General features: G+C 37.9%; 19 protein-coding genes, 1 pseudogene and 1 riboswitch. Of the genes and pseudogenes, 7 read left to right on the forward strand and 13 right to left on the reverse strand.

What is annotated here, in order from left to right:
• Positions 1-6: 6 nt before the first annotated feature.
• From ACWNMY_RS10645 to ACWNMY_RS10660, 4 genes are all read right to left on the reverse strand, one after another.
• The gene (locus ACWNMY_RS10645) at positions 7-726 is read right to left on the reverse strand and encodes an ABC transporter ATP-binding protein (RefSeq protein WP_449538201.1); all 720 of its coding nucleotides are present in this window, start codon (positions 724-726) and stop codon (positions 7-9) included.
• A gap of 20 nt (positions 727-746) precedes the next feature.
• Complete coding sequence (locus ACWNMY_RS10650) at positions 747-1577, reverse strand: ABC transporter permease (RefSeq protein WP_449538202.1); 831 nt, start codon at positions 1575-1577, stop codon at positions 747-749.
• A 50-nt stretch (positions 1578-1627) separates the two neighbouring features.
• Positions 1628-2623: an aliphatic sulfonate ABC transporter substrate-binding protein gene (locus ACWNMY_RS10655; RefSeq protein WP_449538203.1), complete on the reverse strand. Its 996-nt coding sequence runs from the start codon at positions 2621-2623 to the stop codon at positions 1628-1630.
• A gap of 139 nt (positions 2624-2762) precedes the next feature.
• Positions 2763-4562 (reverse strand): PLP-dependent aspartate aminotransferase family protein, encoded by a 1800-nt coding sequence (locus ACWNMY_RS10660; protein WP_449538204.1) that lies wholly within the window; start codon positions 4560-4562, stop codon positions 2763-2765.
• Between the two features lie 116 nt (positions 4563-4678).
• Positions 4679-4788, reverse strand: a riboswitch (SAM riboswitch).
• Between the two features lie 349 nt (positions 4789-5137).
• Here ACWNMY_RS10660 and ACWNMY_RS10665 point away from each other — a divergent pair.
• Positions 5138-5641, forward strand: a complete 504-nt coding sequence (locus tag ACWNMY_RS10665; RefSeq protein ID WP_449538205.1) for a DoxX family membrane protein — start codon at positions 5138-5140, stop codon at positions 5639-5641.
• 44 nt (positions 5642-5685) lie between these two features.
• On the opposite strand, the gene ACWNMY_RS10670 is transcribed toward ACWNMY_RS10665, so the two are convergent.
• Entirely contained in the window at positions 5686-5835 is a 150-nt protein-coding gene (locus ACWNMY_RS10670) for a hypothetical protein (RefSeq protein WP_449538206.1), read from the reverse strand.
• 99 nt (positions 5836-5934) lie between these two features.
• Between ACWNMY_RS10670 and ACWNMY_RS10675 the strand changes: the two genes are divergently transcribed.
• Positions 5935-6852 carry an aldo/keto reductase gene (locus ACWNMY_RS10675; RefSeq protein ID WP_449538207.1) on the forward strand — a complete coding sequence of 306 codons (918 nt, stop codon included), beginning with the start codon at positions 5935-5937 and terminating at the stop codon, positions 6850-6852.
• 37 nt (positions 6853-6889) lie between these two features.
• On the opposite strand, the pseudogene ftsZ reads toward ACWNMY_RS10675, so the two are convergent.
• Positions 6890-7840 (reverse strand): annotated as a pseudogene (ftsZ, locus tag ACWNMY_RS10680) (cell division protein FtsZ); the annotation flags it as partial.
• 197 nt (positions 7841-8037) lie between these two features.
• On the opposite strand from ftsZ, the gene ACWNMY_RS10685 reads away from it, so the two are divergent.
• On the forward strand, positions 8038-9033 hold the full coding sequence (locus ACWNMY_RS10685) for a LysM peptidoglycan-binding domain-containing protein (protein ID WP_449538208.1): 996 nt from the start codon (positions 8038-8040) through the stop codon (positions 9031-9033).
• Positions 9034-9069: 36 nt separating this feature from the next.
• Here the strand turns inward: ACWNMY_RS10685 and ACWNMY_RS10690 are convergent, their stop codons facing one another.
• From ACWNMY_RS10690 to ACWNMY_RS10715, 6 genes are all read right to left on the reverse strand, one after another.
• Entirely contained in the window at positions 9070-9780 is a 711-nt protein-coding gene (locus tag ACWNMY_RS10690) for a GntR family transcriptional regulator (RefSeq protein WP_449538209.1), read from the reverse strand.
• A gap of 170 nt (positions 9781-9950) precedes the next feature.
• Positions 9951-10955 (reverse strand): DUF3231 family protein, encoded by a 1005-nt coding sequence (locus tag ACWNMY_RS10695; RefSeq protein ID WP_449538210.1) that lies wholly within the window; start codon positions 10953-10955, stop codon positions 9951-9953.
• A gap of 100 nt (positions 10956-11055) precedes the next feature.
• Positions 11056-12105 (reverse strand): lactonase family protein, encoded by a 1050-nt coding sequence (locus ACWNMY_RS10700; protein WP_449538211.1) that lies wholly within the window; start codon positions 12103-12105, stop codon positions 11056-11058.
• Positions 12106-12294: 189 nt separating this feature from the next.
• Positions 12295-13161 carry a Cof-type HAD-IIB family hydrolase gene (locus ACWNMY_RS10705; protein WP_449538212.1) on the reverse strand — a complete coding sequence of 289 codons (867 nt, stop codon included), beginning with the start codon at positions 13159-13161 and terminating at the stop codon, positions 12295-12297.
• Positions 13162-13369: 208 nt separating this feature from the next.
• The gene (gene brnQ, locus ACWNMY_RS10710) at positions 13370-14713 is read right to left on the reverse strand and encodes a branched-chain amino acid transport system II carrier protein (RefSeq protein WP_449538213.1); all 1344 of its coding nucleotides are present in this window, start codon (positions 14711-14713) and stop codon (positions 13370-13372) included.
• A gap of 559 nt (positions 14714-15272) precedes the next feature.
• The gene (locus ACWNMY_RS10715) at positions 15273-15938 is read right to left on the reverse strand and encodes a phosphatase PAP2 family protein (RefSeq protein WP_449538214.1); all 666 of its coding nucleotides are present in this window, start codon (positions 15936-15938) and stop codon (positions 15273-15275) included.
• 135 nt (positions 15939-16073) lie between these two features.
• On the opposite strand from ACWNMY_RS10715, the gene ACWNMY_RS10720 reads away from it, so the two are divergent.
• Positions 16074-16775, forward strand: coding sequence for a metallophosphoesterase family protein (locus tag ACWNMY_RS10720; RefSeq protein ID WP_449538215.1), 702 nt, complete (start codon positions 16074-16076; stop codon positions 16773-16775).
• Here the strand turns inward: ACWNMY_RS10720 and ACWNMY_RS10725 are convergent.
• Complete coding sequence (locus ACWNMY_RS10725) at positions 16763-17689, reverse strand: LysR family transcriptional regulator (protein ID WP_449538216.1); 927 nt, start codon at positions 17687-17689, stop codon at positions 16763-16765. The genes ACWNMY_RS10720 and ACWNMY_RS10725 overlap by 13 nt on opposite strands.
• A 118-nt stretch (positions 17690-17807) precedes the next feature.
• On the opposite strand from ACWNMY_RS10725, the gene ACWNMY_RS10730 reads away from it, so the two are divergent.
• The 3 genes from ACWNMY_RS10730 (at position 17808) to ACWNMY_RS10740 (ending at position 20251) form a co-directional block, all read left to right on the forward strand.
• The gene (locus ACWNMY_RS10730) at positions 17808-18998 is read left to right on the forward strand and encodes a coenzyme F420-0:L-glutamate ligase (protein ID WP_449538217.1); all 1191 of its coding nucleotides are present in this window, start codon (positions 17808-17810) and stop codon (positions 18996-18998) included.
• 140 nt (positions 18999-19138) lie between these two features.
• Positions 19139-19288: a sporulation histidine kinase inhibitor Sda gene (sda, locus tag ACWNMY_RS10735; RefSeq protein WP_449538218.1), complete on the forward strand. Its 150-nt coding sequence runs from the start codon at positions 19139-19141 to the stop codon at positions 19286-19288.
• Positions 19289-19390: 102 nt separating this feature from the next.
• Positions 19391-20251, forward strand: coding sequence for a mechanosensitive ion channel family protein (locus tag ACWNMY_RS10740; RefSeq protein ID WP_449538219.1), 861 nt, complete (start codon positions 19391-19393; stop codon positions 20249-20251).
• Positions 20252-20285 lie beyond the last annotated feature (34 nt).

A 20285-nucleotide genomic window follows, 5' to 3' on the forward strand; every position in this document is an offset into this window, starting at 1 on the left:
TCCCTTCTAGTTTACATTTAAAAGTCCCAATATTTCGGCCTTCAATTGGGCCAACTTAATATCTCCACGGGACCTTGGTTTGGAATCCTCAATCTTAATCGTTTGATAGATTTCTCCAGGCTGTCCTTTTAATACGACAATCCGATCACAGAGATAAAGAGCTTCATCGATATCGTGAGTTACGAGAATCATAGTTGATTGATAAGTATTCCAAATGGTTAAGAGCAAATCCTGTAACTGCATTTTTGTAAAGGCATCTAACGCGCTGAATGGTTCATCAAGTAGCAAAACCTCTGGTGCTGTAATAAGGGCACGAGCTATCGATACTCTCTGTGCCATCCCTCCAGAAATATCCTTTGGATAGTGGCTTTCAAAACCCTGTAAGCCTACAAGTCTTACATATTCTTGTGCTTTTTCTATCCTTTCCTTATCATTTCTTAGACCAAATGAGATGTTCTCAATTACTGTCAACCAGGGCATTAAACGAGATTCTTGAAAAATAACGCCTACCTTTTCATGTACAGATTGGATAATGTCACCGTTGATTTTTACTTCACCTGAATAACCAGGGTCGAGACCTGATAGCACTCTTAGTAACGTACTTTTGCCACATCCACTTGTACCTAAAACACCAATGATTTCACCTTTTTTCGTTTCAAAACTTACATTGGCAAATCCAGCCGTACCATTTGAAAAAGTTCTCGAAACATTTTTAACTGCTAGCATTCTTTTTCATCCTTTCGGGCTTACTTCACAAAGCTATCCTGCCAATGAAGCGTTTTTTCCTCTGTTTTTTTCAAAATAGAGTCCGTTATTTTACCTAAAATAGCAAATAATACAATACTCGCAATAACTGTCTCTGGAGAATAGGAGTTTTGACCAACCACGAGTAAATACCCAATTCCCTGACTTGCTCCCATTAATTCAGCTGCGACAACAAACATCCATCCTAACCCTAAACCGCTTCGAATCCCAACTAAGAAGGAAGGAAGTGACGCAGGCAATATGACCTTTCTAATTAACTCAAACGTTGTAAAATTGTAGATTTTCCCAACTTCGATTAGTTTTCGATCTACACCCTGAATGCCTGATACAATATTTAAATAAACCGGGAAAAACACTCCTACAGCAATTAGTGTGATTTTTGAGGGCTCAGCAATACCCATCCAAAGGATAAATAGTGGTACCCAAGCAAGAGATGGAATGGAACGAAACGCTTGGAGCATTGGATCTAATAATTGCTCAGCTATTCGAAAATAGCCTACTAGTGAACCAAGTACTACAGCAGAAACTACCCCAATAAGAAATCCAAAAAAGATTCGATATAGGGTAATCCCGATGTGGCCCCAAAGGCTTCCATCTCCAGCAAATTCAATAATTTTTGCCAGGATGACCGTCGGTGCAGGCATAAGATGCGCCTCAAGGATTCCAATATGGCTTAAATACTGCCAAACAACGAGTAGAGCCGCGGGAAGTATACTACCAAGTAGGATGACTTTTACATTTCCTGATAATGTAATCTGGGGCTTTGTTTTCACTTTTATTTGTCTTGCTACCGCCTCTCCTTTAGTGCTCATGTTACCTCCTCCTATCACGAGGGTGTGCCAGAATAAAAATGGCACCTCCCCTATTGTTTAATGACCTTCTCAGCAAACGTAGGATTAATTAATTCTTGAATGATTTTTCCTAACTCAACATCCTTTGATATGATTTCCTGCGCTTGAAGAACCTTACCAGCTTCTGTTAAAGCTTCAATCTGAGTTTCCCCTGGAACCGGATTCGAAAAATCATTCCGTTCATTTAGTTGTTTATTAGCTACTTCAAGATCTATATTTGCAGATTTTGCAAGAATTTCTGCTGTCTCTTCTGGATTTTCTAGCACCCATGTACGAGCCTTTTCATACACTTCTATTACTTTCTCAACGTATTTAGGGTATTTTTCCGCAAATTCAGAGCGAACATTTAAAGTTCCATACGTATTAAAATCAGCATTTCGGTAAAAAAGCTTAGCATCTGTTTCGATTTCGACTCTAGCCATATGGGGATCTAATCCTGACCATGCATCTACTTGACCTGTTGACAATGCCCCTGCTCCGTCTCCATGTTGTAGGTTAATAATCTCAACATCTGATGGACGTAATCCTTCTTCGTCTAAAGCACGCAAGAGGAAAATATAAGGGTCAGTCCCGATAGTTGCTGCAATCTTCTTTCCTTTTAAATCACTTACACTTTGAATCTCTGAATCTTTATTTGCGACAAGTGCAGTCCACTCCGGCTTCGAGTAAATATAAACCGATTCAATTGGTGCGCCCTTTGCCTTAGCCATTAATGCTGCAGCACCAGCGGAAGAACCAAAATCTGCACTGCCACTGTTTAAGAATTCTAGTGCTTTATTGCTTCCCTGGCTAAGAACAAACTCAACTTCAATTCCTTCTTCCTTAAATGCTTCTTCAGCCCAGCCAAACTCTTTTAACACAAGACTTGTTGGCGAGTAAAAGGCATAGTCTAGTGTGATTTTTTTAGGTTTTTCATCTCCTTGGCCTGCTTTACTTGTGCTTGTTGAACAACCAACAATTCCGACTACTAGAAGTAAAGCAATAAAAATAAGACTAGTTTTTTTCATTATTTTTCTCCCTTTTTAAAGTGACTTTAATAAAATCAAATACTCCTTGGCGCTATGAGTAACGAATTTTTTAGGTCTCCACAATGTGAGACAAGAAGGCATTACATTAGTCAAGGGCATAACCCCCGACTAAGTATTGTTAAATTTCACACGCGAATGTGACGATAGATCCCCGTAAACGCTGTGCCTCTTTATATGTACAACGATTGTGAACGACTTCAATGCCTGCTTCTGCTGCAATTTGCGCTGCCTTAGGTGAAATAACCCCTTCTTGGAGCCAGAAGATTCTCGGCTTCACTTTCGCTGCTTCCTTAGCAAGTTCAATTGCCGCCTCTGGACTTCTGAATACTTGCACTACATCAATCTCAAATGGTACTTCTTTTAAGTTTGGATAAGCCTTTTCCCCAAGAACCTCAGTTTCCCTAGGATTTACTGGAACTATTTTATAGCCTAGGCGCTGCATCTTCCGTGCTAAACGATTGCTCGGACGGGCTGGATTACTGCTTAAGCCGACAACTGCCAATGTCTTCTGCCTTTGTGATTCTATCCCATTTGTCTCTTCACGAACGATTGGTGACTGTAGTGCCCAACGGATTACCCCTTCATCATTTATAACAACTTCTCCCTTTTCCTCACCTTTTGACGAAAGGCCCGTTGCCTCATAAAATGCTCGATCAAGGTCATTTTGTAGATCACGGATCGATTCAATACCCACCGATAGACGAACTAAATCTTCAGAAACGCCTGTGAGAAGGAGCTCTTCTGCACTTAATTGCTGGTGTGTTGTAGAAGCCGGATGGATAATTAAAGACTTAGCATCACCTACATTAGCGACATGTGACCATAGTGCTACGTTATCAATTACCTTTCTCCCTGCATCTCTTCCACCTTTAATTCCAAAGTTAACGATTGAACCTGAACCATTTTTTAAATATTTCTTTGCGAGGTCATAGGATGGATGATCCTCTAGACCTGGATACGATACCCACTCGACTGCTGGATGATTTTTTAAATAGGTTGCTAGTTCTACTGCATTTTGGTTATGTTTTTCAATCCGTAAATGAAGTGTTTCAAGTCCTTGTAGCAAATAAAAAGCATTTTGCGGACTTAAGCATGAGCCAAAATCACGTAGAAGCTGTACACGAAGCTTTTGACTAAATGCTAATGTTCCAAAATCGAATGCATATCTTACACCGTTATAGCTCCTATCTGGTTCTGTAAATCCTGGGAACTTTGGATTATTCCAATTAAAACGACCTCCATCTACTACAAGACCGCCAATTGTTGTACCATGTCCACCAATCCATTTTGTCGCGGAGTGAATCACGATATCTGCACCCCATGTAATGGGTTTACAAATATATGGAGAAGCAAATGTATTGTCAATGATGAGTGGAATCTCCGCTTCATGTGCTACAGCTGCTACAGCTTCTACATCTAGTACCTGCAGACTTGGGTTTCCAATAATTTCAGCAAATACTGCTTTCGTATTCGGGGTAATTGCTTTTCTAAAATTCTCAGGATCCTTCGAATCTACAAAGTGCACCTTAATACCGTATTTGGGTAGTGTTGTAGAAAATAGGTTGTAAGTACCTCCATATAGATTTGTAGCGGCAACAATTTCATCACCAGCTTCCGCAATGTTCATAATTGCTAACGCGATGGCTGCCATACCTGAGGAAGTTGCAACTGCTGCGACACCATCTTCCAAAAGGGCAATTCTTTTTTCCAATACATCTACGGTTGGATTTCCGATTCTTGAATAGATATTCCCTGGTTCATCAAGTGCAAATAAACTCCTTGCATGTTCGGAATTGTGGAAAACATACGAACTCGTTTGATAAATCGGCACTGTTCTAGATCCAGTCGTTGGATCTGGCGACTGTCCCCCATGTAATAATAGTGTCTCTAAGTCATAGCTTTCGAATTGTTCAGTCATATGTATACCTCCAGTATTTTTATATGAAAACTAGGAATAATACTAATGCAACTCCAATCTTTCACATCCAGTAAATTAAAAAAAGCCCTCTTCAGAAAGAAGAGGGCTTAATCCTCCTCTTATCTGCCAGGTATTTCTACCTGCTGGAATTAGCACCTTTTCAAGAATAATCTTGAAGGTTGCCGGGTTTCGTAGGGCCATGTCCCTCCACCGCTCTGGATAAGAGTCCTTTATTAAATTAATACGTTCCTGTTTTGCTTCATAAAAGGATTATAGTATGGGGAAAAACCAATGTCAAACACTTTTTAAATATTATACCTTATTTGAATTTTTATTTAGATTCTTACTTTCCCTCTAAACCCTATGTATGTACCTGTAAAATAAGACCTAAAATCTATTTATGTCTTTTTTGTGAAGCCTATTGCTTTTCTTGCAAATCCGATGTATATTAAGAGTGTAGAAAGTTAGTGAAAAACTTCACAAACTAACTACAACAAGCTGGCAGCTCAAGCAATTATATTTTTTTACAATGCTTTGTGAAAAACTTCACAAATATATGATAAGGGGAGATTAAAATGAGAGAATTTTTAAAAGGACCTAAAATGGCAGTTATATGGACAGTATTACGAATTTGGTTAGGTATTCAATGGCTAAATGCTGGTTTTCATAAATTAACAGATGGATTTGATGCAGGTGGCTTCCTACAAGGTGCACTAGCTAAAGCTGGTGGCGATCACCCTGCAGTAGCAGGCTGGTACGCAACATTCCTTGAAGGCTTTGCAGTACCGAATGTAGAAATATTCAACGTACTCATTCCTTGGGGCGAAGTACTAGTTGGTCTTGGACTGATTCTAGGAGCTGCAACTATCCCAGCATTACTAGCAGGTGCATTCATGAACCTAAACTTCCTACTTGCGGGAACTGTAAGCACAAACCCAGTACTTTACACAGTTGCAATGATTCTACTATTTGCAGGCGCTGCTACTTACTACTTCGGTGTAGACAGATTCGCAGTTCCTTATTTAACTAAGTTCATGAACGAGAAAAAAGGCACAAAAACAGCAGCGAAAGTTGCGTAACTACTACTAAAAAGTGTTCCTCACAACGAGGAACACTTTTTTATTTATTCATCATCAATCTCGCCGTCACCGATTTCATCTTCTTCTTCGATTTCTTCAATCTGTTCGCCTTCTTCAGGCATTTCGTCGTCACCACAGCCCACTAACGAGAACATAGGAACTGCTAAAAACAAAAGCATTAAGAACTTTTTCATCACTGAAAACCTCCTTTCTTCTAGACTTTCCATTCACAAAAGAAATATGTAAACTAGTGTAAGGGAACACTAATATCTCTAATAAGGAGGAGACCAATCATGCGAAAAATAAAACTAGGAACCAGCTCATTACAGGTACCAGTTATAGCAGTAGGCTGTATGAGAATTAAATCATTAGAAAAAAAGGATGCGGAACAATTTGTTCAATCTGCATTAGAACAAGGAGCAAACTTTTTTGACCATGCCGATATTTATGGCGGTGGGGCTTGCGAGGAAATATTTGCAGATGCGATACATATGAACGATGATATTCGAGAAAGTATAATCCTTCAGTCAAAATGCGGAATTCGTAAGGGAATGTTTGATTTTTCAAAAGAACATATTTTGCACTCTGTTGACGGGATCTTAAAACGACTCAACACCGACTACCTCGATGTATTATTATTACACCGTCCTGATGCTCTTGTAGAACCCGAAGAGGTAGCTGAGGCATTTGATAGATTGGAATCGTCAGGCAAGGTGCGTCACTTTGGTGTTTCCAACCAAAATCCAATGCAAATTCAGTTATTACAGAAATTTGTAAAGCAACCGATTGTAGCAAATCAGTTGCAGCTTAGTATTACGAATTCACATATGATATCAAATGGCATCAATGTAAATATGCAAAATGACTCTGCCATTAATCGCGATGGAAGTGTTCTTGATTTTTGTAGACTGCATGACATTACAATACAACCTTGGTCGCCATTCCAATTTGGTTTCTTTGAGGGTGTTTTCCTCGGAAATGAAAAGTTCCCAGAATTAAATAAAAAAATGGATGAGATTGCAGAGAAATATGGAGTAACCAATACTACTATTGCGATTGCATGGATATTGCGACATCCCGCAAATATGCAACCTGTGACTGGTACGATGAATATTGACCGTTTAAAGGATTGTATAAAAGCAAGCGAAGTTAACCTAACCCGCGAAGAATGGTATGAGATCTATCAAGCTGCTGGTAATGTACTCCCATAAAAATAAGGACAAGTGCAAACTTGTCCTTGGTTTTTTATTCGGTAAAACCCGTTGCAATAACTGTCACGATAATTTCATCTTTTAAATTATCATTAATTACGGATCCAAAAATCATATTTAAGTCCTCGTGAGTCGTAGAAGCAATCACATCAGCAGCCTCTTGAATTTCAAAAAGGCTTAGGTTACGTCCTCCTGTAATATTTAAAATAACACCACGTGCACCACTGATTGAGGTTTCAAGCAATGGACTATTGATTGCTTTATGTGCTGCTTCAACTGCACGTCCGTCACCCTTCGCAATTCCAATTCCCATAAGAGCAGTTCCTTTATGGGACATTACTGTTTTAACATCTGCAAAGTCAAGATTGATTAAACCTGGTACAGCAATGAGGTCAGAAATACCCTGTACGCCTCGTAGAAGAACATTATCTGCTTCTCGAAACGCTTCAAGCATCGGTGTCCGTTTATCCACGATTTCTAGTAAGCGTTCATTTGGAATAATGATTAGGGTATCGACAGCTTCTTTCATGGCATCAATGCCTGCATCTGCATTTACTGCTCTCTTTCGTCCTTCGAAACGAAACGGTCGAGTAACCACACCGATTGTTAAGGATCCTAGCTTCTTAGCAATTCTTGCTATTTCTGGCGCTGCCCCTGTTCCTGTTCCACCACCCATTCCAGCAGTAACAAAGACCATATCCGCTCCTCTAAGAGCCTCCTCTATTTCTCGCTCACTTTCTTCCACAGCTCTCATACCAATTTGGGGATTTGCACCTGCTCCAAGTCCTCTTGTTAATGATGCACCGATTTGAATCGTTATTTCTGCTTTTGACTGATTAAGAGCCTGTCCATCTGTATTTACTGCGATGAACTCAACGCCTTCGACACCTGCCTCTATCATCCGGTTCACGGCATTATTCCCACCACCGCCAACACCTATTACCTTAATTTTCGCAAACTGATCTATGTATGTATCCAATTCTAACATGACTTTTCCTCCTAACCGCCCATTGCCCCTATACGTAAAGACAATCGAGTGTATACTATATCCTTCGTAGTACTACTTCTCTTTTTGTCACTGATTTCCTTTATTAATTAAGAAAAGAACTTTTCCATACTGCTGTAAGCATAATATTGAGTTAGTTTTACAAACTAATACAAAGAACAAAAGAAAGGGACACAATCATGAAAAAATGGATTTCTCTTACGATATGCATGCTCTTTATTGTATTCCTGTTGGATATACCAGCTCAGGCGGCCAATACGAGTCCAAACAATATCTATGTTATTGAGGCAGGCGATACATTGCCCGGAATTGCTGAAAAGTTTAAAACGACTACAGTTGAGTTAAAAAAGACAAACGGATTACAATCTGATTTATTAGTAGTCGGGCAAAAGGTACGGGTACCCATTACATATGAAGTATCAACCGGGGATTCTTTACAAAAGATTGCCGCAATGTTCGATTCATCACCAGAGCATATCAAATCAACTAACAAACTTTCTACTTCACAAGTATATCCAGGGCAAATCCTTAGAATCACACCAAAGGAATTGAGTATACAGGGTGAACATATTCTAATGACAAAGGACGAGTTTAAAGATTGGCTTCTGAATAACAAATTTAAACGAAAAATCAGCCTGATTCAACAGCACCACACGTGGATTCCATCATACGACCGATTTAATGGTACGAATCATTTTCAGTTGTTAAAGGGGATGGAGAATTACCATAAAAACAAAATGGGTTGGAAACATATCGCACAAAACATCACGACTTTTCCTGATGGAAAAATTGCGGTTTCAAGGCCTTTTAACATTGCTCCTGAAGGAACGATTGGAAAAAGGGCCAATTCTGTAGGTATCGCTATTGAGCACATTGGAAATTTTGACATCGGCAAGGATGTCATGACAAAAGAACAAAAGGATACCATTGTGTTTGTGAATGCCCTACTTAGCCTTAAGTTTGGATTAACACCTTCAATTGATACAATCACTTATCATCACTGGTGGGATTTAAAAACAGGGGCAAGGGTACTTGATAAAGGCCCTGATTATAATGTAAAAACATGTCCTGGAACAGGCTTTTTCGGTGGGAATTCAACTACGAGTGCACAAAAGCACTTCTATCCACTCATAAAAAGCAAAATGGAGGAATTACAAAAAGAACTACAACAATGAATGAACGGTAGCCATCAGGCTACCGCTTTTTCTTGTTTATCGAACCATGACATTTTCCTTCTGAAAATATTCAGGATTCTGCAATTTAAAATCATACATATGTTGAATTCCTTTTGTTACATGTTCATTCGTTATGGCTTCAGCAGCTTCTGCATCTTTCCTTTTTAAGGCATCGTAAATCGACCTATGTTCATCTAGTATAGCTTCCCACATGCAGGGTTCAGCTGTTATCAAACGTAACATTCTCACCCTTTTATATTGTCCATTCATTTGGTCAATTCCTTGCCAAATACGACTCAACCCAAGTCCTTTATAGATAAGTTCATGAAATTGATCATCTTGTGCTAAAAAATCGATTGCATTTTCCTCTCGAAGAGCTATCTCTTGCATAGTTAATGATTTCTCTAACTGATAGATTGTCTCTGCCGTTACCTTTTCAGTAGCCTCTCTAACGACAGCGAGTTCTACCGCCTTTCTCATAAATCTTGATTCTTCAATAGATTTTGGATCAATCAAAGACACAAATGTCCCAATTTGTGGCTTTATCTCAATTAACTCTTCCTTAGCTAACTGCATCAAAGCTTCTCTAATTGGTGTTCTGCTCACATTTAACTGGGCACCTATGTCACTTTCTGAGATTGGTGTACCTGGTAGTAAAGATAAATCTATTATTTTTTCATATAGATAAGAGTACACATACTGTCTTCTCGAACCCCCATCCATTCTTCTCGCTCCGCTATATTTCATGATTTCTCTCCTCTTGAATGTATATACATGTATCTGCTTTTCATAAAATAGTAATCTACTATAATTTTATACTAAAACGCTTACATTATATAGACCTACTTTTTAAAAAAGTATATTTACACCGTTTGCTAACCAGAAAGACGACCGTCTCCTCGACAGCCGTCCTCTTATTACTTCTGTATAAGTTGTTCGCGGTCATCTGCCTGTGGTGGCTCCTCTAACCATCCATTCTTTATCATAATATTAGCGCCATCCTCAGCGTATAAAGCAATCTCGGGGATTAAAGAGGCGTATTTCATACCTATATCTCTCCTAGGGCTTGCTCCCATTGCCACTCCATAGTTTCCGACTCCAGCAGCGACCATTGCGGATACATGGAACATGATGAGTTTATCAGAGAAAACAGTAGTCGTAGAATCAGTAACTGCTGAATCCCAAACCATCGGAGCAGGTAAGTCTTCCTTTCTCAGAAAGTCCCCAAAGATATCAATATGCTTTTGAGCAACTTTCATTCCTCTCTTTAAGTATTCTTTCACGTCTTCATCAGTCGCTGTTTGTGCAAATCCTATCATGAGGGCCTTGCCAATGGAGTTCGTTTGAATATTTATAAAGAGATTTGTGATTTCCACAGAAGTAAGCGCCCTCTTTTTTCCAAAAAACCCCGCTAAAAACTGTTGTTTTTCCACAAAATCCACTTTATCAGGAAGAGTAATATAAGGTGGTTTTATGTAGGTACCCTGATTTAGCATAGTATCCCTTGTTAAGTCCTGCATCATGACCCCTTCATTTAGGACCCGTTTATGGAATTCAACCACATCTGGACGTGTAACGAGACCCAATGCCGTTCCACTAGCAGCCATCGCAAGTATAGACATTTGACGTAAGTACATCGAAACAAATGTGTCTGAAAATAGCCTTGGAGCTTGCACATCTACATCCTTCTCTGTGAAGCCCACTGGAATAGGGAAGCCCTCCCTCTTAAAAAGGGCCTCTAGTGTAGAAATATTTGAAGTTGTAATCTGAATTACTTTTTCGATATGCTTTTTAATATCCTGATCTTCTACCTTCTCTAAAAAATGCTTGTTTACACAAACAGCTAGGCTATCGTTTATATATTGCGACCATAAGGTAGACATCTCTGCAGCTGTTAACCTAATCTTATTTTTATCCTCCATTTTTCTACCCCCTATTATATTTAGGATAGTATTCCCAAAGACTAGATAGCTTTATCATACAAAATAAAAAAGCCATGGCAAGGCCAGGCTTTTCCTCTACTTAAACATGTAAAAACTTCAAACAAACTGGGTATGGCACCGTAATATCTGATTCAACTACTGATAATTTTCCTGTTGCTTCATCTCTTGTATACAATACAAGATTACTGGATTCTTGATTTGATGCTATAAGGAATTTTTCGGTTGGATCCAAAACAAAATCTCTTGGCCAATCGCCTTCTGTTGACGTATGTTCAATAAATGTAAGCTTACCGGATTCCTCATTCACACGAAAAACTGCAATGCTATTATGTCCTCGATTTGAAACATAAACAAACTTTCCATCACCAGATAGATGAATGGCACTTCCTTGATTATTTTCTGTAAAATCCTCTGGAATTGTGGAAATATATTGAATCTCTGTAAATTCACCATTGCTACTGTCGTAGGATAGTGCAATAACCTCAGAACTAAGCTCTGTCATGATGTATGCGTACTTTCCATTTGGATGAAAGCTAATATGTCTTGGGCCGCTGCCTGGACGAACAGATAAACGACTTACCTCACGTAGAGCCCCATTATTTAATTCATACGTCATCAGTTGATCAATCCCTAAATCAACTGCCACTACATATTTTTCGTCAGGAGTAAAACCAGAAAAATGAGTGTGTGGCTTTTCTTGTCTTTCATGTGGTCCTGAACCCTCATGCTTGCCTACAGATAAAGAGGCCTCTACCAACCCATTTTCTTGATTAACTGAATACAACTCAATAGTACCCTTATGATAGTTAGCAGTAACAACTTTGTTATTTGCTTGGTTCACACTTACATGACATGGTGATGCACCTATGTCTAGCAGATTATTTAAAAGAGTAAGCTCTCCTGTTTGGCTATTAACGGAGTAACCTGCTACGCCACCCGACTCCCCATCTTTTATGACAGAGTATAAAAAGCGATTATCCTCACTTACAGTTACATACGTAGGATTGCCTAAAGTTGCGACTAGCTTCACATCTTTTACTTTCGATTCCTCTGTATTCAATGTAAAGGAATAAATTCCTTTGCTATCTCCTTTAGTATATGTTCCAACATATCCAATAAACTGACTCATTTAAATACCCCTTTCGTTCCATATGTAATTGGCTGACCACGTTATCGATACTAGTATTTACTTTATCATCTCACTATCACAAATTGAAGTCTTAAGTGGGGTCAATCACTAAAAAGAGAGGACAAGGTAACACTACAGAGAACCATTCTTTTTCAACCTATGTTCTAACTTTGAATTCTTCATTCTCTCTTATAGACCATATTCCTTAAGCATCTCTTCTATCGCGAATGCAACACCATTCTCCACATTTGTTTTTGTGATGTAATCACAACACTTTATAATTTCTTCTTCAGCATTTCCCATTGCAACACCACGACCAGCTAGTTCTAGCATGCTTTTATCGTTTAAATTATCTCCTAAAGCCATGACATCTTTCATATCAATACCCATACTTTGCGCTAAGTCCTTAAGGGCTAACCCTTTCTGAGCATCCGGATGGTTGAATTCAAGATTCAAAGGACCCGAAGATGTAATAACGACACCTTTTTCATCTTTAAGTTCATTGAAGACCTTTTTATGATTTTCCTCTTTAAGTGCTAAGCTTAAGAGCTTGTATACTTTAAGATTTGGGAGGGCTTTTAGTTGCTCATAATTCTCAATAAACTGTACCTTTTCATTTTGGAAACGCAGTTCAACTTTATGTCTGATTTCTTCTTCAGTGAGTTCGGGATATGCCATCTTCCACCATTTCGTCATTGTCTCAATAAACCTATCTCTTCCAAAAGAATACAGGCCTTGGTTGGTGAAAAACTCCGTATACATTCCCCCCTTTTCACACGCAACATAAATGTCATGACATACATTTTCATCCATTGGAATATCTCGTAGGGTGTCTCCATTTATATCACAGGTACTCGCCCCGTTAAGCGTTATAAACGGGCATGAAATACCGACTTCCTTAAGAAGCATGTTTGCAGCATCATACGATCTCCCTGTTGCGACAACAAACTTAACACCTTTATCTATCGCCTTTCGTATCGCCTTTGCATTCGCTTCACTTATCTTACTGTTCTCGTTTAACAATGTCCCATCTAAATCTGAAGCAATAAGTTTCATTTTTCAATTCCCTCTCTGCTTTAAAATGTAAAAAACCTAAATAAGTTGTTTCCTCTTCTCACGATAGAAACATCCTTACTTAGGTTTTGCCTACTTTACTAGTCACAATCCTACTAATTAATAGTTTATATTCATTATTATAACAAGTTAAAAAAGAAATAACAAAGAAACAAAAACACGGGTACGGATATCCGCACCCATGTGTTGCTTATTCTTCTATCGGATCTGGATTAAGTACGCCGTTTTTTATAATGCTTATTACATACCCGATGACTCCACCAATAACGGCAGGTACAATCCAGCCTAATCCTACTGAATACCATGGAAGTATTGCAGCAAATACGTCATTTATCGCCGTAAATTTCACTCCTGCTGCATTCAGTCCATCATTAATACTTAGGATAAATGTAACAAAGATACTAACTTGATATACTTCCTTCCTACCTTTAAATAGAGGATGTAAGAAGGTTAATACCATTAAACACATTGCTAATGGATAAAGTGCTACCAATACCGGTATAGAGAAACCAATAATAGTAGTTAGACCAAAGTTTGAAATCACTGCACTGAACAACGTAAAGATAACTACCCATTGCTTGTAAGAAAGAGCTGGTATTAATTTAGTAAAATAAGCAGAACATGATGTAATCAATCCTATACTAGTTGTTAAACAAGCAGCAATTACGATTACAGCTAGGATAACCTTTCCGTACCAACCGAAAAAGTGTTGAGAAGCCGCCGCTAAAATTGAACCACCGTTTTCTAAAATTCCTAGACCCTCAACACTGGTTGCACCTAAAAATGCAAGTGAAGAATAAATAGTCGCTAATAATACCCCAGCAACTAGTGCAACTTTACCAGTTGAAACCATGATTTGTTTTCTGGATGTTGCTCCACGATCTTTCACGATGTTAATGACAATAATTCCAAATACAAAAGCTGCAAGTGCATCCATTGTGTTATAACCCTCTTGGAAACCTTTAAAGAAACTATTTGACATGTAAGCGTCTGTCGGTTCTTGTATTGCGCCAATTGGGTTAACAAAGGCAGCAATAATAAGAATCGCTATTACAACCAATAAAATAGGTGTCAGCATCTTCCCAACAATATCTACAATTTTGCTAGATTTTAACGAGAAGTATAATGTTACTCCGAAAAACACAATTGTAAAAATAAGTAATGGAAAATAGCTTGTTTGATTTTGTAGAAAAGGAACGATTCCAATTTCATAAGCTACTGTATTTGTTCTCGGAATTGCAAATAAAGGACCAATTGTTAAATATAAAGCAATAGTAAAAAAGATTCCATATACGGGATTTACACGTCCTGCTAATGATTGCAAATCGCTTTTACCCGAGAAAGCTAAGGCTAACACTCCTAGAACTGGTAGACCAACTCCGGTGATGATAAAGCCTAGATTTGCAGTAAAGACATTGTCCCCTGCTAATTGACCCAATTGTGGAGGAAAAATTAAATTCCCTGCTCCAAAAAATAATGCAAATAACATAAATCCAACTGCTATCGTGTTGGCGAATGAACCCCTAGATGACATATTTATTCCTCCTATACTGATAAAGCAATCCAGCTTATGGACCATATTAGTATAAACTATTCTAAAAAGCATTTACACAGGTCCCTGAATTTTTATATTGAACTGAAAAGCTAGTTATTTCGAGTTAATACACAGTAATATATCACAGAAAAACCGGAAGAGCAACACTTTTCAGAAAATAAAGTTATATTAAAATATTTATATAATAGTAAATGTAAGTAGTGGAATTTAATACCACAATATCTTTATACAGTGCTTTAACACGAAAATATCATTATATAAAAACACACAAAAAGACCCTTCAGTTCTAAATAGAACTAAAAGGTCCTTTCTGTAAGATCTTAATAAGTATTTTGTAAGAAATTTGCCTTTTTGACGTATTACCTTACTACAGTATTGGCCCCACCTTCGCCACATACCATGATGACCACACATGCCATCCACCTAACCTTATTATAAATGGAAGCGTTTACAATTACAATGTAAACCTTTCTTCAATTTTCGACAACCCTTGCAAAATTGTTCATTTCTTTCCTATTAAGAAAACTCCAATCGTTACTCATCTCGGCTCCAGCCTATACTGTTTTAGTGCTCTCCTTTCCTTAAAACGTTGAAAGAACCAAATTGAAAAACCTAGCCAAGTAGCACTCGCAAAGTACCCTCCTATAATATCTGTTGGATAATGAACCCCTACATATATTCTGCTTACCCCAATCCCTAAAACCATTATCGCGCTCCCTAAAAGTAAAGCTGAACGCCCCCGTCTGACATGAACATGACGCCACAGTAGGAAAGTAACAGTCCCATAAAAAGTAAAAGCATTCATGGCATGTCCACTTGGAAAGCTATAGCCTGAAATTTCGACTAGACGATGAAAATCTGGTCTTGCCCGCTCGAATATCTCTTTTAATAGTAAATTTAGGAGGGCTGAGCCAACCAAAGCCGCTACAAATAAGACTAATTCATGACGGTTCTTAAAGACCTTATATAGAAGAAACAGAATTAAAATGGACAAGATAATTACCACAGGCGTAGATCCAACAAATGAAAGAAATTTCATAATCGTTGTAAGTTGGTTCGACTCGAAGCTTTGAATGAAGGCAATAATTTTACTATCAAAACGAATAATTTCATTTCCACTGACAAAATAAGCGAGGAAGCCAAATACAAGTAGAGAAATACAACAAAGTATAAAAGCAATTGATAACTGGCTTTTTAATCCCATTTGTAACCACTTCTTTCCCATTTAATGGCTTTATTATTTTATGGTTACAGTTGGTTTATACATAGTGTATCTTCCTATTATATAGAATATGGTAGAATAGGAAGATGTACTTTTGTTCAAAAGGGTTGTGAGAAAATGAAGCGAATGCTTGCGATTAGTGATATACACGGTGATATAGACAAATTTGAACGGCTTCTAAAGCTCGTTAACTATCAACAAGAAGAAGACCAGCTTTTGTTATTAGGTGATTATGTTGATCGTGGGCCTCATTCAAGAGCAGTTTTAGATAAAGTCATTCGGTTGAGGGATGAGGGGGCAATTGCGCTTATAGGAAATCATGAAAAAATGATGCTTGAAGCCTTTCGAGCCGATTCAATGAGTGTGAAACGATGGTTTTACAATGGCGGGATTAAAACATTACAAAATTACGGGTATTACATAGAAAAGGATGACGCCAAGTATTGGTATACAACGGAAGAAATGCCAAACCTTCTTCAGATAAATGAAGATATCCGTCCACATATTGAAATACTAAAAGAATTTCCTTATTTCTATGAAACGGATACACATATTTTTGTCCATGCTGGCGTCCACCCGGAAACATCTTTGGAATTGACAGAACCACATTTATTAGTCTGGATTCGAGAAGAATTCCACAACGGCTACTCTGGAAAAAAGACCGTTGTATTCGGTCATACCCCCACAACTTATTTACATCAAAGTAATGATATTTATTTCGGCAAAAACAATATCATTGGGATTGATGGCGGTTGTGCATATGGTGGGAGACTGTATTGCTATGATGCTACAAACTCCCAAGTTTATTATGTAGAGTAAGGTTGAAGGGTCGGTTTTAAACCGTCTCTTCTTTTTGATTCAATAATTTCCAAAAACTTGGTTGACGCCGGTGACAACGGCACATTCTTCACATAACAGATACCTATACTTCGTTTTGGGATACTCTCCTCCAGCTTCACTTCTTGTAGAATGCCATTATGTAAATATTCCAGTGAAAATTCTTTGGTTACACAGGCAATTCCTAGGTTTATTTTAGCGAACTCCAATAATAAGTCGTGAGATCCTAGTTCAAACTCCGGTGCTATTCTTAACCCACAAGATAACAAGAACTCTTCAACATACCTACGAGATATTGAATTGGGTTCCAAAAAAATCAATGGGTGTTTAACTAATTCACTCATACCCACAACCTTAGGCAGATGCTTTTGATAGTTCTCCCCACAAACAAAAATATCGTGAATATCCATGCAGGGGATTTGTTCGAGTGAAGGTTCATCCACCGGGAAATTACAGATAGCGATGTCCACTTCTCCTACTTTTAATAACGAACAAAGCTCCTGTGTTGTCCCATTAACAATCTTAAATTTGATGTTTGGATATTCTGTATGAAACCTCTCTAGGGATGGCAGTAAGAAATATTTTGAAATCGTATCTCCAACCCCTATCTTTAATTCACCCTTTGATAAATTTTTAATTTCCAAGATCATCTCTTCACCCACATTAATGAGGTTTATTGCTGAACGTACATAGTCAAATAATAGACTTCCTTCATTTGTAAGTGTCACCCCTTTGGGCGTTCGATTAAAGAGTCTCGAATCTATCTCTTTTTCCAGTTGCATGATTGCCTGGCTAACAGCTGGTTGAGTCATAAAAAGCTCTTTTGCTGCCTTTGAAAAGCTTCCATTTTTAGCTACGATGCTAAATACCCTATATAAATCTAGTTTACTTATCATATAAATTCTCCTAATACCTACTATTAGCTTTATTAATTTTACTTATATCATGTAATAGATGTATAGTACAAGTAGATATTATTTACATTAACCTTATCAGCATGTAGGAGTGATTTTTTTGGAAAGAGTAGTTGGAACAGTTGTAAGAGGTTTACGTGGTCCTATCATCAACAAAGGGGATAACATTGAACAAATTGTCGTCGATAGCGTATTAACAGCTTCAGAGGTTGAAGGCTTTGACATTCAAGATAAAGATATTGTAACCATCACAGAGTCCATTGTTGCTCGAGCTCAAGGAAACTATGCTACGATAGATCATATCGCACAAGATGTTCAAGCAAAATTTGGCGATGACACAGTTGGTGTAATTTTCCCAATCCTAAGCCGTAATCGCTTTGCTATTTGTCTCCGCGGTATTGCAAAAGGCGCTAAAAAAGTTGTCTTAATGCTAAGCTATCCTTCAGATGAAGTAGGAAATCATTTAGTAGATTTAGATTTACTAGATGAAAAAGGTGTTAATCCTTGGACGGATGTTTTAACTGAACAGCAATTTCGTGAACTATTTGGACACAACAAACATACATTTACTGGTGTAGATTACATAGATTATTATAAATCCATAGTAGAAGAGTACGGTGTAGAATGTGAAGTCATCTTCTCTAACAATCCAAAAACGATCTTAGATTACACAAAGAGCGTTCTTACTTGTGACATTCACACAAGATTTCGTACGAAGAGAATTTTAAAAGCAAATGGCGGCGAAAAGATTTACAGTCTTGATAATATCTTAGCTGAATCAATCAACGGTAGTGGTTGTAATGAAGAATATGGATTACTCGGTTCTAATAAAGCAACAGAGGAAAGTGTGAAGCTCTTCCCTCGTAATTGCCAACCTATTGTTGACAAAATCCAAGCATTACTTCAAGAAAAAACAGGTAAAAATGTTGAAGTCATGATCTATGGTGATGGTGCATTCAAAGATCCAGTGGGGAAAATTTGGGAACTTGCGGATCCAGTTGTTTCTCCAGCATACACAGCGGGTCTTGAAGGTACACCAAATGAGGTCAAACTTAAATATCTCGCTGATAACAACTTTGCAGATCTAAAGGGAGAAGAACTTAAAAAGGCCATTTCTGAGTTTATTTCAAATAAAGAAGGCGACCTTGTAGGTCAAATGGAGGCACAAGGTACAACACCTCGTAGACTTACAGACCTAATCGGATCTCTTTCAGATTTAACCTCTGGAAGCGGAGATAAAGGTACTCCATTTATCTACATTCAAGGTTACTTTGATAACTATACAAAATAAGCATTTCTTTACAGTCCCCTATTTTTCTTGATAGGGGATTTTTATTTGTATCTTTCCTTAATGGAAATACATGTTTCATAGCATGTCAGAAGTGGTACTACATTGTAAGACATATAATCCTTACAAATGGAGGTAATGGTATGCGCTCGTTAACTAACATGGAAATACTCTATGCCTACAAGGAAGCACTGGTATTACAGCTTGATAGGGAATTCATAAAATTACTCGAACTAGAACTAAAAAGACGTCTTACTTCTTCTTGTATATGTATCTATAACCACCAGTTTTAACCGTGACATTTTTTCATGTCTATGTTATAAAAGTGAATAGGTTAATTTGGGTAACCTGTAATAGAGAACCCACAAAAGTTGATTGGTAGGAAGGATGATAATTTGTTTGATTTAGATAATATTAACTGGGAAGGTTTACTTCTTAGTACTGGATTAATCATTGTAAAAATCATTGGAATATTTATTGCATTTGCCATAATAAAAAAGATTGGAAACAAAATTATTGACCGTACGTTTTCTAAACTTTTACAAAAACAAGATATTACAAAAGGTCGTGCCTTCACATTACAAAGGCTTATGGAGAATATCCTGTCATATGCCTTAATTTTTATTCTTGTCGCTTCATTATTTAGCATTTTTGGGCTATCTGTGGCAAGTCTGATTGCGGGTGCTGGTATAGTTGGCCTTGCAGTTGGTTTCGGAGCTCAAGGACTGGTGAGTGACGTCGTTACTGGTTTTTTCTTATTGTTAGAAAAACAAATAGATGTTAATGATTATGTCACGATTGGTGGGATTGATGGGATTGTAGAAGCTGTAGGATTACGAACAACTCAAATACGAAGCTTTGATGGAACACTAAACTATATTCCAAATCGTGATATTACAAGTGTAAGTAATCATTCACGGGGAAATATGCGTGCACTAGTGGATATAGGGGTATCTTATGATGAAGATATCGATAAAACTATTACCGTCATGCAAACAGCTTGTGATCAAGTAGCTGCTGAGAATCCAGTCATAACAGAAGGTCCAAATGTAATTGGGGTTCAGGCTTTTGGTGCATCAGACGTTGTTTTACGTGTAATTGCTAAAACAGAGAATGGCGAACAGTGGGGCGTTGAACGCCAGATACGAAAAGCCATAAAAGAGGCATTTGATGCCAATGGCATAGAAATTCCTTTCCCTCATCAAGTTACAATTCATAAAAATGGTGAGAATCCAGAAAAAATGCGACAAGCATAAAACAAGATAAATAAAGGGCAATCAGTCAACTAGA

Source organism: Ferdinandcohnia sp. Marseille-Q9671 (genome assembly GCF_976954385.1).

Bases quoted from the DNA above. Each gene is read 5' to 3' on its own strand.
- ACWNMY_RS10645 (WP_449538201.1), bottom strand. From the start codon at position 726: ATGCTAGCAGTTAAAAATGTTTCGAGAACTTTTTCAAATGGTACGGCT.
- ACWNMY_RS10650 (WP_449538202.1), bottom strand. From the start codon at position 1,577: ATGAGCACTAAAGGAGAGGCGGTAGCAAGACAAATAAAAGTGAAAACA.
- ACWNMY_RS10655 (WP_449538203.1), bottom strand. From the start codon at position 2,623: ATGAAAAAAACTAGTCTTATTTTTATTGCTTTACTTCTAGTAGTCGGA.
- ACWNMY_RS10660 (WP_449538204.1), bottom strand. From the start codon at position 4,562: ATGACTGAACAATTCGAAAGCTATGACTTAGAGACACTATTATTACAT.
- ACWNMY_RS10665 (WP_449538205.1), top strand. From the start codon at position 5,138: ATGAGAGAATTTTTAAAAGGACCTAAAATGGCAGTTATATGGACAGTA.
- ACWNMY_RS10670 (WP_449538206.1), bottom strand. From the start codon at position 5,835: ATGAAAAAGTTCTTAATGCTTTTGTTTTTAGCAGTTCCTATGTTCTCG.
- ACWNMY_RS10675 (WP_449538207.1), top strand. From the start codon at position 5,935: ATGCGAAAAATAAAACTAGGAACCAGCTCATTACAGGTACCAGTTATA.
- ACWNMY_RS10685 (WP_449538208.1), top strand. From the start codon at position 8,038: ATGAAAAAATGGATTTCTCTTACGATATGCATGCTCTTTATTGTATTC.
- ACWNMY_RS10690 (WP_449538209.1), bottom strand. From the start codon at position 9,780: ATGAAATATAGCGGAGCGAGAAGAATGGATGGGGGTTCGAGAAGACAG.
- ACWNMY_RS10695 (WP_449538210.1), bottom strand. From the start codon at position 10,955: ATGGAGGATAAAAATAAGATTAGGTTAACAGCTGCAGAGATGTCTACC.
- ACWNMY_RS10700 (WP_449538211.1), bottom strand. From the start codon at position 12,105: ATGAGTCAGTTTATTGGATATGTTGGAACATATACTAAAGGAGATAGC.
- ACWNMY_RS10705 (WP_449538212.1), bottom strand. From the start codon at position 13,161: ATGAAACTTATTGCTTCAGATTTAGATGGGACATTGTTAAACGAGAAC.
- brnQ (WP_449538213.1), bottom strand. From the start codon at position 14,713: ATGTCATCTAGGGGTTCATTCGCCAACACGATAGCAGTTGGATTTATG.
- ACWNMY_RS10715 (WP_449538214.1), bottom strand. From the start codon at position 15,938: ATGGGATTAAAAAGCCAGTTATCAATTGCTTTTATACTTTGTTGTATT.
- ACWNMY_RS10720 (WP_449538215.1), top strand. From the start codon at position 16,074: ATGAAGCGAATGCTTGCGATTAGTGATATACACGGTGATATAGACAAA.
- ACWNMY_RS10725 (WP_449538216.1), bottom strand. From the start codon at position 17,689: ATGATAAGTAAACTAGATTTATATAGGGTATTTAGCATCGTAGCTAAA.
- sda (WP_449538218.1), top strand. From the start codon at position 19,139: ATGCGCTCGTTAACTAACATGGAAATACTCTATGCCTACAAGGAAGCA.